This window comes from Psychrobacillus sp. FSL H8-0483, assembly GCF_038637725.1.
Taxonomy (GTDB): domain Bacteria; phylum Bacillota; class Bacilli; order Bacillales_A; family Planococcaceae; genus Psychrobacillus.
Genome location: NZ_CP152052.1, coordinates 3647392 through 3660262 on the forward strand (window position 1 = coordinate 3647392; position 12871 = coordinate 3660262).

At 37.4% G+C, this 12871-nt stretch carries 17 protein-coding genes and 1 pseudogene; 9 read left to right on the forward strand and 9 right to left on the reverse strand.

Going from position 1 to position 12871, the window contains the following annotated elements:
* Positions 1–56: 56 nt before the first annotated feature.
* Positions 57–788 (reverse strand): MBL fold metallo-hydrolase, encoded by a 732-nt coding sequence (locus MHB48_RS17720; protein ID WP_342599196.1) that lies wholly within the window; start codon positions 786–788, stop codon positions 57–59.
* 234 nt (positions 789–1022) lie between these two features.
* Here MHB48_RS17720 and MHB48_RS17725 point away from each other — a divergent pair, with 234 nt between their 5' ends.
* Positions 1023–1349: a nucleoside triphosphate pyrophosphohydrolase gene (locus MHB48_RS17725; protein WP_342599197.1), complete on the forward strand. Its 327-nt coding sequence runs from the start codon at positions 1023–1025 to the stop codon at positions 1347–1349.
* Positions 1350–1729: 380 nt separating this feature from the next.
* Here MHB48_RS17725 and MHB48_RS17730 read toward each other — a convergent pair whose 3' ends face one another.
* Positions 1730–2005 (reverse strand): hypothetical protein, encoded by a 276-nt coding sequence (locus MHB48_RS17730; RefSeq protein ID WP_342599198.1) that lies wholly within the window; start codon positions 2003–2005, stop codon positions 1730–1732.
* 384 nt (positions 2006–2389) lie between these two features.
* Between MHB48_RS17730 and MHB48_RS17735 the strand changes: the two genes are divergently transcribed.
* The gene (locus MHB48_RS17735) at positions 2390–2881 is read left to right on the forward strand and encodes a hypothetical protein (protein ID WP_342599199.1); all 492 of its coding nucleotides are present in this window, start codon (positions 2390–2392) and stop codon (positions 2879–2881) included.
* A gap of 80 nt (positions 2882–2961) precedes the next feature.
* On the opposite strand, the gene MHB48_RS17740 is transcribed toward MHB48_RS17735, so the two are convergent.
* A complete protein-coding gene (locus MHB48_RS17740; RefSeq protein ID WP_342599200.1) occupies positions 2962–3600 on the reverse strand; it encodes a hemolysin III family protein in 639 nt (212 codons plus the stop codon).
* A gap of 191 nt (positions 3601–3791) precedes the next feature.
* Between MHB48_RS17740 and MHB48_RS17745 the strand changes: the two are divergent.
* A pseudogene (locus MHB48_RS17745) lies at positions 3792–4562 on the forward strand (NRDE family protein).
* 37 nt (positions 4563–4599) lie between these two features.
* Here the strand turns inward: MHB48_RS17745 and MHB48_RS17750 are convergent.
* Together MHB48_RS17750 and MHB48_RS17755 are read right to left on the reverse strand one after the other, a co-directional pair.
* Complete coding sequence (locus MHB48_RS17750) at positions 4600–5025, reverse strand: GatB/YqeY domain-containing protein (protein ID WP_342599201.1); 426 nt, start codon at positions 5023–5025, stop codon at positions 4600–4602.
* 75 nt (positions 5026–5100) lie between these two features.
* Positions 5101–5616 carry a hypothetical protein gene (locus MHB48_RS17755; protein WP_342599202.1) on the reverse strand — a complete coding sequence of 172 codons (516 nt, stop codon included), beginning with the start codon at positions 5614–5616 and terminating at the stop codon, positions 5101–5103.
* A 398-nt stretch (positions 5617–6014) separates the two neighbouring features.
* Here MHB48_RS17755 and MHB48_RS17760 point away from each other — a divergent pair, with 398 nt between their 5' ends.
* The 6 genes from MHB48_RS17760 (at position 6015) to MHB48_RS17785 (ending at position 10566) form a co-directional block, all read left to right on the forward strand.
* Complete coding sequence (locus MHB48_RS17760) at positions 6015–6923, forward strand: carbon-nitrogen hydrolase family protein (RefSeq protein ID WP_342599203.1); 909 nt, start codon at positions 6015–6017, stop codon at positions 6921–6923.
* Between the two features lie 46 nt (positions 6924–6969).
* Positions 6970–7638: a GNAT family N-acetyltransferase gene (locus MHB48_RS17765; RefSeq protein ID WP_342599204.1), complete on the forward strand. Its 669-nt coding sequence runs from the start codon at positions 6970–6972 to the stop codon at positions 7636–7638.
* 280 nt (positions 7639–7918) lie between these two features.
* Positions 7919–8374, forward strand: a complete 456-nt coding sequence (locus MHB48_RS17770; RefSeq protein ID WP_342599205.1) for a hypothetical protein — start codon at positions 7919–7921, stop codon at positions 8372–8374.
* A gap of 134 nt (positions 8375–8508) precedes the next feature.
* Complete coding sequence (locus MHB48_RS17775) at positions 8509–8925, forward strand: NUDIX hydrolase (RefSeq protein WP_342599206.1); 417 nt, start codon at positions 8509–8511, stop codon at positions 8923–8925.
* Between the two features lie 169 nt (positions 8926–9094).
* Positions 9095–9547 carry an 8-oxo-dGTP diphosphatase gene (locus MHB48_RS17780; protein WP_342599207.1) on the forward strand — a complete coding sequence of 151 codons (453 nt, stop codon included), beginning with the start codon at positions 9095–9097 and terminating at the stop codon, positions 9545–9547.
* A gap of 152 nt (positions 9548–9699) precedes the next feature.
* Entirely contained in the window at positions 9700–10566 is an 867-nt protein-coding gene (locus MHB48_RS17785; RefSeq protein WP_342599208.1) for an AraC family transcriptional regulator, read from the forward strand.
* 9 nt (positions 10567–10575) lie between these two features.
* Here MHB48_RS17785 and MHB48_RS17790 read toward each other — a convergent pair whose 3' ends face one another.
* From MHB48_RS17790 to MHB48_RS17805, 4 genes are all read right to left on the reverse strand, one after another.
* On the reverse strand, positions 10576–10971 hold the full coding sequence (locus MHB48_RS17790; protein ID WP_342599209.1) for a DUF4181 domain-containing protein: 396 nt from the start codon (positions 10969–10971) through the stop codon (positions 10576–10578).
* Between the two features lie 138 nt (positions 10972–11109).
* Positions 11110–11778: a GNAT family N-acetyltransferase gene (locus tag MHB48_RS17795; RefSeq protein WP_342601423.1), complete on the reverse strand. Its 669-nt coding sequence runs from the start codon at positions 11776–11778 to the stop codon at positions 11110–11112.
* A 74-nt stretch (positions 11779–11852) separates the two neighbouring features.
* A complete protein-coding gene (locus MHB48_RS17800; protein WP_342599210.1) occupies positions 11853–12461 on the reverse strand; it encodes a pyroglutamyl-peptidase I in 609 nt (202 codons plus the stop codon).
* Positions 12458–12862 (reverse strand): MerR family transcriptional regulator, encoded by a 405-nt coding sequence (locus MHB48_RS17805; RefSeq protein ID WP_342599211.1) that lies wholly within the window; start codon positions 12860–12862, stop codon positions 12458–12460. Before MHB48_RS17805 ends, MHB48_RS17800 begins: the two co-directional genes overlap by 4 nt.
* Between the last annotated feature and the right edge of the window lie 9 nt (positions 12863–12871).

Here is a 12871-nt window from a genome sequence, read left to right on the forward strand (position 1 = left end):
GGGTACAAAAAAGCTGGTAGAACAAATACTTCAAAGAGCATTCATTCTATCAGCTTTTATAATTTTATTAACATTCCTGACTCTGCTAATTCAATGTTTTCATTGCCTTGTTTTTTCGCACTAACTAATAAATCGTTTAAGTCACCGTAGTGTGGTAGATGTGTTAATAACACCTTTTTTGCATTAGATTGATATGCTAGTATTCCTGCATGCTCTGACGTCATATGTCCGGAAGCTGCTCCGTCCATTCCTTCATACAAACTACACTCAGTAATAAGAAGATCACTATTTGCTGCAAATGAAATTAAGTCATTCGTAAAGCTAGTATCAGACGTAAATACAATACTTTTATTGTCACATACAATTTTTGCACTATACGCTTCTACTGGATGAATATTTCTCATAAATGTACAAGTGAATGGTCCGATTTCTAACTTACTTTTTTCGTTAAAAGAAGTAAATCGGGAATAAGCAACATCCTCCACCTGCTTTTGCATCCCCTCGTCTTCTGGTCCATAAACACATAACTCTTCGCCAGCTCTACCTAAATCTGTATTCACCAGTCTAGAGAATAAATAAGCTCCAATATCACTAAAATGATCATAATGATAATGGGTTAGTATGACATGATTTATATCATTTAAATCTATATAATTTTGTAATTCCGTTAAGACACCACTTCCACAATCAATTAATAACGAAAACCCTTCATGCTGAATTAAATATCCTGAACAAGGACCATTCTTTTTAGGGAAACCTCCCCACATACCAATCACTCTACACTCCATAGGTTATAGCCTCTTTCTCAGAATCTTTCTTATCATCTGATGCCACAATATTATCATGACATATTAGGGAGCACCAAATTTTGTCTGCTACAATGCAAAATAAAAACGACTTCCTCTGGCTGCAATAGTTAGCTTTATAATATCCAAATACCCTTCAGCTCCCGGATTTTCCTAGAGCCCTCCTTTCAAATAAATCTAATTTTCTCTATAATAAATGAAAAAGGGGGATGTCCAATGCCAGTTTACAACAAATTAGTAAGAGATCTAATACCACAAGTCATCGAAAAGTCAGGAAGCAAGTTCTTCACACGCGTTTTAGATCCATCTGAACACCTAATAGAAATTAAAAATAAACTACACGAAGAAGTAAAAGAATTCGCAGAAACAGATAATCGCCAGGATGCACTAGAAGAACTAGCAGATATCTTGGAATTAATCCATGCAGCCCTTCCTATCCACGAAGCTACTTATGAAGAACTAGAAAAAATACGTATTGCTAAGAAAGAAAAACGTGGTGGATTTGAAGAAGGAATTTACTTGATAGAGGTCGAGGATGAGTGAGCTGCGACTAATTACGTCGAACCTTATTCATGACTTAACAAAGCTTTCGAGTGATTCATCGAGAATCTATTGGATCACAGCATTCGCAATGCCGAAGTCAGACTATTAGTCGGTGACTACCTCAATTCGTTTTAGGGAACTAAACCAACTCTACAATTCTAGCTAATTCCCTTTAATAATAACTATTTTACTTTAAGATAAGCACGTCTCTCAGCATAAACAGTACATTCCAGACAAAGCTTTACTTTTTTACCTTTAGGATTTTTATAGAGACGGTACGGACTAGCTTTACGTTTGCAAATTGCACATTTAGAACTAAAAATGCTAAGTATAATGATACACCTTCTTTCTATCTCTTATTTTAGGTTTCTCTTTTATAATTATATAAACGTCATTAAACTCAAGTAAGCAATAATCCATAACGATGGAAGCAGATTAATCACAATCGCAAATCGTTGCTTTTTTACTCGGAAAATCCAAGCCAAAATAGAACATAGTATAATAGCTATCGGATAAAAGGTAATGACTAGAAAAAAAGTTACATTCCCTAGACCGAAGCCATTGTCGAATACCATAAATGAAAAGGCCCAAATGAGAAACCAGGGCATCAAAAATAGGAAATACAAAATTTGAGTGATGATTAAATATGCTTTCATACTTTCCTCCTCGGCAATCGCCTCATTTTAACAACTTCCTTCACAAAATTAGCATACATGTTTGTTGCATGAAAACAATCCTTACAACTTATTAATAGGCTTTGATAATTAGGTTACTGTTTTATAGAAGAATATGTTCTGTGACGAAAATCCGCGAGACTCCTGCGGATAAACGGGCTGCCAAGCCCCCTAAGCGGGCTTTCGGTACGTAACTACACGGTCGTTTAATACAGCTTTTTAATAAAATATGCACAAACAAGTGAATTTGAGCACGAATACGAGAAGTATTCACCACTGCTGATCACTTCACATAAATTAATAGGAATGGGAACAGCTTTTGGTTCTTTCTAATGTTTCTAATGAAATGGAAAGGAAGATAGTTGAATGGTAAATTTTCAATCTTTTCAGGGTACTGTCACCATGATTAGTGATTTTATGATAGGACAAAACGGAGAAGGTGAAGGTTGTTATACATTAATGTCTGTAGCTAACGGAAACGGAGGTGTAGTTAATTTCGTGGTATCCCCCACTACTTACTTTGTAGACCAGGCCATGGTGACAGTAGGAGATCGGGTAACTGGATACTATGATGCTAATGCACCTGTTCCTCTTATTTACCCACCACAATATCAGGCGCTTGTTATGGTAGAAGATGATGCCAATCAAAATGTAAAAGTAGGCTATTTTAATGGCCAGTTGGAGAGTAGTGACGGTCAATTAAAATTAAATATTTCCCCCTATACGCAAATATTATTAACAAATGGGCAAGCCTTTACAAAAAATCCTGCAAACCGGAATCTAATTGTTATTTATGGACCTACCACAAGAAGTATCCCCGCCCAAACCACACCCTATCAAATAATTGTTTGGTGTTAGAAGCTGTAGAGAAATTTTCATCGTGAATACAAAAAGCGATTCAGAGAATCTTTACATTCCAAGAATCGCTTCTTTATTTATTATGGCAATAACGTCATTACTGCAAAGAAATGCAGCACGGACGCTGCGAGTACAAATAAATGCCAGACTGCATGATGATACGTAAAGCCGCGCCACACATAGAAAACTGCTCCAACCGTATAGAGCAAACCACCAATCGCTAGCAAAATTAACCCCTGTGACGACATGTTCGCAACAAGCGGATTCCATGCAAAAACAATCAGCCAGCCCATTAATATGTACATCAACGTCGACATATGCAAAAAGCGCTTTACAAAATACGCCTTAAACACCGTACCTACAATCGCCAGCCCCCACACAATTCCAAACAATGTCCAGCCAAGCGTCCCTTTTACTGCAAGGAATAATAAAGGTGTATACGTCCCTGCTATAAAAAAGTAGATCGATGAGTGGTCCAATATCTCAAACACATCTTTTGCACGACCTGCCGGAAACCCATGGACAAGTGTGGACGATACATATAGAAGCACCATGGTCGCCCCGAACAACGTAAAACTTACCACATGCCACACCGTTCCGTGCATGACAGAAGATACAATCAAAATCACAAGTGCCGCTACACTTAAAAGAGCACCAATCCCGTGAATAATCGCATTGGCAATCTCTTCACGCTTCGTAAATATATGTGTATTGCTCATCTCTGTTCATTCCCATCTGCTGATTCTCTATACCATATCCTACCACTTTGTTCGAATAAAAGCAGAAACCAGCCATGGAGCTGATCAAAATAGAAAAGTTGTTGAGAAGAATGCAATTCTGAATATTAATTTATTGGAACATGTTATGATGAAGGAAAAATTAGAGATCACTTTTAAAGGGGTAGTTGGGAATGTGTTTGGTGAATTTTCATTTTCAGGAGCATCCAGTTTATCAATTGATTGTAGTGGCAAATCGGGATGAGTTCTATGAACGGCCAACCGCGGTGGCTGGTTTTTGGGAGGATCATCCAACTATTTTAGCTGGACGTGATTTGTTGCAGATGGGTACTTGGCTAGGTGTGACAAAGACTGGACGTTTTGCAGCGCTAACGAATTATCGTTAGCCGAGGGAGAAGACAGGACGATTTTCTCGAGGAGATATTGTGCGTGATTTTTTGTCCAATGGAGAGACACCTGCTGATTTTATTCAAACGCTTGTGAAAAACAGAGAAAATTATGGTGGTTATAATGTGGTTGTTGGGGATGGAAATCAACTATTCCACTACAATAATATATTAGATGACATGAATGTAATCCCATCTGGCACGCATAGTTTGAGCAATCATACATTGAATACCCCTTGGCCTAAAGTGGCGAAAGGCAAGAAGAGACTAAGTGAGTATGTTCAAGTACATCAGGATGAAGTGCAGATAGAATCATTATTTGCTATTATTTCAGATCGAACAATAGCAGAGGATGAGGAACTCCCGCACACGGGTGTCGGATTAGAATTGGAGAGAGTACTGTCTCCTTTGTTTATCAAAATCCCAAGCTATGGTACGCGTTCATCGACTGTTTTGCTAATGGATAAAGAACGGAATGTAACATTTGTGGAACGGACTTTTCATGAAGGGGAATTCCATGTGGAAAATCGATTTGCGTTTAAGATTGAGGAAATATAAGACCTATTAAAAAAGGAGAGCGCAAGGCACTCTCCTTTTAAATCAAACTTTTCACGACTTTGGACATAATTGATCCGTCTGCTTTTCCAGTTAGTAAAGGTTTTGCGATTTTCATTGCATCGCCCATATTCATACCTTTTACAATTCCAGCCTCCATTAAAATCGTTGCAATTTCTTCTTCGCTTAATTGTTTTGGTAAGAAGCTTTTTAGTAATACTAGTTTTGCTTCTTCTTTTTCGATTAAGTCGTCTCGATTTGCTTTTTGAGCTCCTTCTAATGCTTGGTTCGTTTGTTTCACTTCGCGATTCACAATAGCAATTTCTTCTTCTGGAGCAAGGCTTGAACCTTTTTCTTTTTCGGCATTATCCAGTGCAGCTTTTAAAAGCGTCAGTACTCCTTTTGCCAGTACGTCCTTCTCTTTCATCGCACGTTTTAATTCTTCAAATACAGTAGTTTTTAGCATCGTATTGAATCTCCTTTCTTTCTACTTTCTATTTTAACATTAGTCCATTCTTCATTTTCAAAACTAATAAAACCTTTATATACCGTGCAATATTTCCACCGATTCTAGTATATGGTCCAGGAAATCTGCAATTTCATCCATATGGTCTTCATTAATTTTTTGGACAAACTGCACTTCAATTAGGTCTAGGTAACTTGACGATTCTTGTTCATACACATAGCTCAATGTTTGAGTTAACTGGATTTCATTTTCCCAAATAGCGTTTAGGGCTTGCTCTATTTTTTCACACTGTACGGATACATTTTGAACATGCTTGTAAAATCGTAACTTCAAGGAACAACCTAGATTTTTTCCGGGAATCTCTAATATCTCCCCAGCTAGATCATCTAAAGAAGCCTTTAATACAATCTCTGCTGTTACGCCTTGTTGATCGACTAGTGTAAATTGAATGGCAAACTTCCTCGCCATAATGGAAAAATCCATTTGATCCACGCGGTTTGTAATATTTATTTTGTGGTCTATATTATCTAAATCATACACGTGATTTTCAAATGCTACTTTTAAATTTTCAAAAATGGTTGGATCGTACATTTAGTTTCCTCCGTACCTTTCCCTATTTCCCGCAACATTTAGAAGCATATATTTGTGTAGTCTTTTGTATAAGGAGTGATTGTTTCCATTCTTTTTATACAAGATGGAATTTTTTTCTTTTTTTCTTATTATACCAAAAGTTTTGTTTGCTTTAAAAGCATATACAAATCGGTCTCGTGGACTACTAGTTTACTCTATTTACCAAGCTCTATTTCTAGTATATACAAAGTAAGATATTCCCACACTAGCACTTTGAGGTGATTTTACTCTTGAAAATGAATCAGGATGAATGAATTACATCATTTTATGACGGAATTTCGTAAGGATTATTTCACACTTTATGGTATGATTCATCTACTATTCAAAAAGAAAGCATACATTTTCAAGGGGGTATACAGATGAAATTACGTGTATCTGCTGTACAATATCATCTTCATACAATTAATAGTTTTGATGAGTTCGCGGCACAGGTGACACATTATGTGAAAACAGCTGCTGAATTCAATACTGATTTTATTTTATTTCCAGAGTTTATAACGACTCAGTTATTGTCCATTTCCGATAATGGCGAAGGTCAACCATTTCAAAATCTACCTAATTACACGGAAGCATATCATCGTCTTTTTTCTACACTAGCTGTAGAACAGGGTGTTTACATTATTGGTGGAACACATGTCGTTCGTAAAGGCGACCGTTTATACAATGTCGCGCATTTATTTTCACCGGATGGCCATATTGGCGAGCAAGCGAAACTGCACTTAACACCAACTGAAGTTTCTGATTGGGGCATTTCACCTGGAGAATCTATTCGAATTTTCGAAACATCGAAAGGAAAAGTAGCTCTCTTGACTTGTTACGATATCGAATTCCCGGAAGTTGTGCGAATGGTTCGTGGAATGGGTGCGGATGTAATTTTCTCCCCTGCTTGTACCGATAACCGCCATGGTTTTAACCGTGTGCGTTACACAAGTCACGCACGTACAATTGAAAACCAAGTGTATGTGGTGACAACTGGAACGGTTGGCTCCCTTCCAACAGTAGACTTTATGCGCGGAAATTTTGGTCAAGCTGCTGTGATCACACCAAATGATATTCCTTTCCCGCAAGATGGCATTTTAGTCCAAGGAGAGATCAATAACGACATGGTTATTTCTGCCGATCTTGATTTGTCGCTTCTGTATGAAGTCCGTGAACACGGCTCTGTCACCACTTGGAGAGATCGTCGTTTTGATTTATATCCAGACCTTGGTACACTGACAGTGGAATCATCCATGACAAAGGAAATGGTACTGCAAAAGACAAAATAGGAAAGACTTTCTTTCCATTCTAAATAACTTTGAAGGAGTGCGTGTAATGGAGTATGTTCAAATTAAAAACATTGAGGATCCCTTGTTTCCGAAGATGCACCAATTGATGCAAGAGGTGTTTCCTGCTGAAGAAGTGCTAGAGTACGAATTATGGAGAGAACCTTTACTTGATCCCACTATTCGTATGTTTGTGGCAGTAGAAGATGGCGAAGTTGTAGGTGCAACAGAATATCGTTTCTATGCAGACAGAATGTTATCGATGACGGACTTTACAATGATCGGAAAAGAAGGCATTGGAGTCGGACCGTTTCTTGCAAAAAAACGGCACGAAGATTTAATGCAACTCTCCAAAGAGCATAACGTTGAGTTAATCGGAGTGTTCGCGGAGATTTACGATCCTTACCGTATTGGTGACCATGCGTTTGGTGGTATTAAGGCGATGAATCCTTTTGTACGTCGTGAAGTGTTGGCTCATCTCGGTTTCAAACGTTTGAATTTCTCTTATGTACATCCTTCTTGGACTAATGAAGGGGATGCTGTAACAGATTTGGATTTCTGTTTCTTACCATATCAGGATGCCCAAACGTTAAATGCCCATTTTATCTCCGATTTTTTGAAATCATATTATGCGATTCTGTCACATAAACCGAAAGCTTGGCACACGATGATTGCACAATTGGAAACAAAAGAAGAGATCGAATTACTTCCTTTATAATATAACATTCTAAAACCCTCTCTATTGAATTAGAGAGGGTTTTTCCGTTATTGTTATTGGCTTTGTTAAAGGAAAAGGTTGATTAGTCGTTAATGAATATGGAGAATGGGTTTTCCTATATAATATTGGTACTGGATATTTATGTTAATATAAACATCAGAATGTGAAAGTGTTCACTTAAACTAACGCAGCAGGTTAGTTGAAGAAGGAACGATTGAAATACAATAAATATGGAGTTTTGGGGAATAATGATACTAAACAAATTTAAGGAGAATCAGAAATGAAAAAATTGCTTTTTAGCCTTATCTTCGTATTAGTAATTCTTCCTTCACAAACACACTCTGAGAATAAAATTGAAGAGTTGCTACCTTGTTCAGCAATACTTGAACCAACAAAAAACGTACCTAAAAATGCCAGAGGAGTAGCACTGATTTATAATATTGAAAGAAAGTTTAATGATGAACGAACAAGTCTCAGTGTTCACGCACTTCATTTACCAAAACCATCTAGTTTTGGGGATTATGATGGTTATGAAGTATTAGCATATATTCCAAAGGAAATAAGTTGGATTTTCTCATTGTCCCCTTTAACTAAATATGGAGAAACTACTTGGGCTGGGAATTTGGATGAAGTTTCTCCTATAATGCGACCTACTCGTATCATAGTTCGGACAGTCAATACAACGACAAAGAAAACGGGTCCTATTGTACTTGAAAAAATACTAAAACCTTGTTGAACTAACGAGTGCTTTAGTAAAAAATCATTGGTTGCCAGAGGTAACTCTTTTTCTTATTGAACTAACGCAGCAGGTTAGTTAAAAAAAGCAAAAATGTTAAAATATATATAGACCAATAGCAAGAGGTGTTAAGTGTGAAGAGAGTAGATGTTGTATATGCGTTTATTTATGACGAAATAACAGAGAAAATATTAATGGTTAATAATCGACATTCAACTTGGTCTCTACCAGGTGGAGCAGTTGAAAAAGGTGAAACCTTAGAACAGGCGGTTATCCGTGAAACAAAAGAAGAAACTGGTTTAGTAGTTGAAATTGGAAATATTATTGCAGTTAATGAAGCATTCTTTTCAAAACACAGACATCACGGTTTAATGATTACATTTGCCGCAAAAGTTATTGACGGAGAAATTACAATTGAAGATAAAAACGAAATTGTAGAAATAAAATGGGTGGACATAAATACTGCTAATAACTTAATGCCTTACCATCCAGGTGGAGTAGAGAGCTTATTAATATCCTCAACACCTTACGTTTTTCAAGGTGAATGTTAATAAAATCTTCTTCAACTAACGGAGTGCTTTAGTTAAATAAGCCTACAATCTTTGGTCCACATTCGGACAACAATGCGTATGATTCTTGTTCAACTTACATAGCAGTTTAGTTCAATATTAGTTGAAGTATAATGAGATAATAAATTAATTTATTTGTGGAGATGATTTAGTGTTTAAATATAATGTATGTTTTTTGAAAAGTAATGAACGAATCTTAATGCTGAATCGTGAAAAGCCACCGATTATGGGTGTGTGGAACGGGGTTGGCGGTAAATATGAAGCAGGAGAAACAGCTGATGAGGGTGCAATACGTGAAGTATTTGAGGAGACAGGTATCAAAGTAAACGAATATTACTCAAAAGGTTTAATTACATGGGATAAAAGTGATGGGGAAAAAGATGGGTTATATGTGTACTTATTCGAAGTAGATGCGATATTAGGGAATGAACCCATACAAAAAACAAGAGAAGGAATTCTCGATTGGAAAAAAATAGATTGGATAATGAACCCGAATAACTTAGGGGTTGCTGAAATGTTATTTCAGTACCTACCTGTTTTATTAGAAAAAGAGAATGATTATTTATTTGAGTACAAAGACGGTATAATAAAGCTTATAGTGTAAGAAATATCATATAAAAAATTATTGCCTTTAAAAGATAGATATTGTTCAACTAACGGAGTGCTTTAGTGAAATAAGAGAGGTAAAAATCAACCATTAACTATAACATAGCCTAGTTATTTTAACTGACTAAAAAGGATGAGGGGTGCGACGAATTGAAACAAGTACTGGAAATATTGAAAAAAGAAAATCATGTGGTGCTTGAATCTATCTCGTTTACTCATCATCAAGAGAAAATAAGTTCTCATTTCAAGTCTCCCGAGCCGGGAATCCTCTTTTTACTGGAAGGAGGATTGTCTTACCAAATCGGAGAAGACGAATCTCGTATACTTAAAGTTGGGGAATATGTGTTTTATCCGCAAGGTGTAAATGTTCGTTTTGAAATTGGGAAGTTGAGCAGTACGCTACTGTTTCCCTTATCCATTTCCATCACGGAGCAATTTGTTCACCTCTTGCAGCAGCATAATCGCTTTTCGCCCGCTTTGCTCGAAGATCCCAATCGCGTATGTATTTTACAGGAGCCGTGGACGGAGGAAATCAATGGTCTGCTCGAAAAAATCCTTGTTCATGTTTCTAAAAAACAACCATATTTCGTTCATCTTGCTTTACTGGAGGTCATGGCTTATATTTTTCCAAATGAACATATGTTGTCCAAAATCACATATGTCCTCGAACATTATTTATTGCCAGACCCAATCCGAGATGCAGAAAGCTATATTTTACAAAACTATCACCAACCGATTCGGATGAAGCAGTTAACAGAAGTAACAAATGTTAGTGAATCACAGCTGAACCGCATGTACCAAAGGACTTTTCAATTATCACCAATGGAACGTGTTACGGCGATTCGCATGGAGCAAGCAGCACAATTGCTTCGTAATCCTTCCCAAAGTGTAACCAATGTGGCACTTCAAGTCGGTTATCAAAGCATGTCCGCCTTCTTGCAGCAATTCAAAAAGAAATATGGAGTTTCTCCAAAAGAATATCAAACGAAAGCTTCTGTGAAAGAAATTCAAACATGAAGGACTTTCTTAAAATCCAAATAGTTGATTAAGCCAATCTGTGTATAATGCAATGAAAATAAATGCAATTAGAACAACTGCAGCAAAAAGATGAATGATATATTCACGTGGTCTAATTGGATATTTCCATTCCATACATGCACGAAATAATTGAAGGACTGTAAAGAAGAAAGCAATCCATAAATGACTCCACTGTGCTTCTGAATAATAAATTTGAACAAAGAGATAACTCAATATGAACACAACGATTAGGCCAATTTCGCCCCGTTTATGAAACTCGTTCACATACTTTGGTCGATTCTTATCTCTTTTCTCTATATTAAAAACTTTTCGTAAACCCATTTCAATAACAGTCATAATGGCAAGAACAATCAAAATAAAAATGATTGATTTAAACAAAAACATAATCCTTCATCCCCTTTTTCACTTTTTCTTTTCAAATAAATTAAGTGATATCTACTTTACTGTTCATTCAAGTGGAAAGTTTCAATGGATTAGTCTTTTCATTGCTCATCACTGCAAAACTTACGCCATATTACTCATCTACTCTTGCTTGAAAGGATTTTTCCACTCCATCAACAAAGCATTATGATGTGACTGCTCATCCTCCAGGTAATCTGGAACCACACAAACTGGTGTCCGTCCGCATCTGAGTAAAAATGAAATCACCGGATCTTTCAAGTCTCCTGTCAAGACACGTTCCACATACTGTTCCGGTGAGAGTTGCTCCGCATGATGATGATACCCCGGCATTCGCCCTCCCCCAAGCACTCTATCCAATCCATCATGAATGACTCGTTCATATATCGACTGCATCAACAACTTTCCAAGATCCAACTTGCGATAGGCAGGTTTGACAGAAATATCGACAATATACAACGTCCCCCCCTTGGGATCGTGATTGCGGATATACCCGTGATCCGTAACTTCCTCCCATGTATGTACAGGGTTTTCTGGATTAAAATGAACCAATAAACCTGTAATCGAGCCGACAACTTCTCCGTTTATCTCCACACATAGTGCACCTTCCGGATAATGCTCTACGTGGCTTTCGAGCTGTTCTTCACTCCACCACAAATCAGACGGAAAAGGAGGAGGAAAACTTTCTTGCTGAATAGCAATTAAATCTCCGAAATCCGCTTTCTCATAGTTTCTTACAACCGCTAAAACAGGTCTACCTTCTTGCAATACGAACACTTCTTTTCGATACATCATCTCTTGCCTCCTTAGTGTAGCCTTGTTCTTTCACATTCCACAGCACAAGGGGAATGTGAAAGAAAACAGGTTTAATTCTCCCCTAACACCCCAATACAAATTTCCACACTTCTCTTCAAGTCTTCATGGGACCAGCTTGGAATTTTCCCATGTTGGATGGCTAGTTCATGGGATGCTGGGATGTGGATAAATCCTGCTCGCATGTTGGGGGTATGTGTTTGTGCGAAGTGGAGTGCTTCGTACATCACGTTGTTGCATAAGTAGGTACCTGCTGTATTAGAGATTTCAGCTGGATAGCCTTCTTCGATTAGTTTGTTAACCATTGGACGAATTGGCAACGTTGAAAAGTAGCCGGGTTGTCCCTCCAGATCAATAGACTCGTCGACTGGAACACGCCCCTGATTGTCAGCTGCTCCGTCTTTCACGTTAATAGCGATACGTTCCGGGGTGATTTTGTATCTTCCCCCCGCTAATCCTAATGAGATGACTGCATCTGGATTAATATCCTCCATATGTGCAATTAGTTCAGCTCCAGAGGAAGCAAAGTCAACTGTCAGTACTCTTCCATACACCCGGTAGCCACTAATCTCCAGTCCATTTAATTCTTCCACAATTCTCATCGTTGGATTCACCGTGAATGATAAAAACGGTTCAAACCCTGTTAATAGAAGTTTCTTCATTTGAATGCCCCCTTGTTAATATTCTTTTCAAGTAACTGCTCCAGTTTATGATCCGCTCGCAGGAGTACCTGTTTTATTTGCTTGATTTGTTCTTCTTTTTGAAGCATTTCTTTGTATTTAGTTTGGAATACTTCCCTTAATAATAGAAGCTTTTCGATTTCATCTTTCGTCATTTCCTTATCTTTATCCATATTTATGGACCAGTCAAATAGCATTTGTATTTCCTGTAGGGAAAAGCCATTTTGTTTTAGTTTGACGATGGTCTCTATTTTGACGACGTCCTCCTCGTTGTATACACGTTGTTTGTTTTGCAAATCTGGCTGTAGTAGTTCGATTTTTTCATAGTAACGGATGGTATCTTTACTAAGAGCTGTGCGTTCTGCAAATTCTCCGATTTTCATTAGAATCAC

Bases quoted from the DNA above. Each gene is read 5' to 3' on its own strand.
- MHB48_RS17755 (WP_342599202.1), bottom strand. From the start codon at position 5,616: ATGTACGATCCAACCATTTTTGAAAATTTAAAAGTAGCATTTGAAAAT.
- MHB48_RS17795 (WP_342601423.1), bottom strand. From the start codon at position 11,778: ATGTATCGAAAAGAAGTGTTCGTATTGCAAGAAGGTAGACCTGTTTTA.
- MHB48_RS17730 (WP_342599198.1), bottom strand. From the start codon at position 2,005: ATGAAAGCATATTTAATCATCACTCAAATTTTGTATTTCCTATTTTTG.
- MHB48_RS17750 (WP_342599201.1), bottom strand. From the start codon at position 5,025: ATGCTAAAAACTACTGTATTTGAAGAATTAAAACGTGCGATGAAAGAG.
- MHB48_RS17740 (WP_342599200.1), bottom strand. From the start codon at position 3,600: ATGAGCAATACACATATATTTACGAAGCGTGAAGAGATTGCCAATGCG.
- MHB48_RS17800 (WP_342599210.1), bottom strand. From the start codon at position 12,461: ATGAAGAAACTTCTATTAACAGGGTTTGAACCGTTTTTATCATTCACG.
- MHB48_RS17720 (WP_342599196.1), bottom strand. From the start codon at position 788: ATGGAGTGTAGAGTGATTGGTATGTGGGGAGGTTTCCCTAAAAAGAAT.
- MHB48_RS17735 (WP_342599199.1), top strand. From the start codon at position 2,390: ATGGTAAATTTTCAATCTTTTCAGGGTACTGTCACCATGATTAGTGAT.
- MHB48_RS17790 (WP_342599209.1), bottom strand. From the start codon at position 10,971: ATGTTTTTGTTTAAATCAATCATTTTTATTTTGATTGTTCTTGCCATT.
- MHB48_RS17770 (WP_342599205.1), top strand. From the start codon at position 7,919: ATGAAAAAATTGCTTTTTAGCCTTATCTTCGTATTAGTAATTCTTCCT.
- MHB48_RS17760 (WP_342599203.1), top strand. From the start codon at position 6,015: ATGAAATTACGTGTATCTGCTGTACAATATCATCTTCATACAATTAAT.
- MHB48_RS17765 (WP_342599204.1), top strand. From the start codon at position 6,970: ATGGAGTATGTTCAAATTAAAAACATTGAGGATCCCTTGTTTCCGAAG.
- MHB48_RS17805 (WP_342599211.1), bottom strand. From the start codon at position 12,862: ATGAAAATCGGAGAATTTGCAGAACGCACAGCTCTTAGTAAAGATACC.
- MHB48_RS17725 (WP_342599197.1), top strand. From the start codon at position 1,023: ATGCCAGTTTACAACAAATTAGTAAGAGATCTAATACCACAAGTCATC.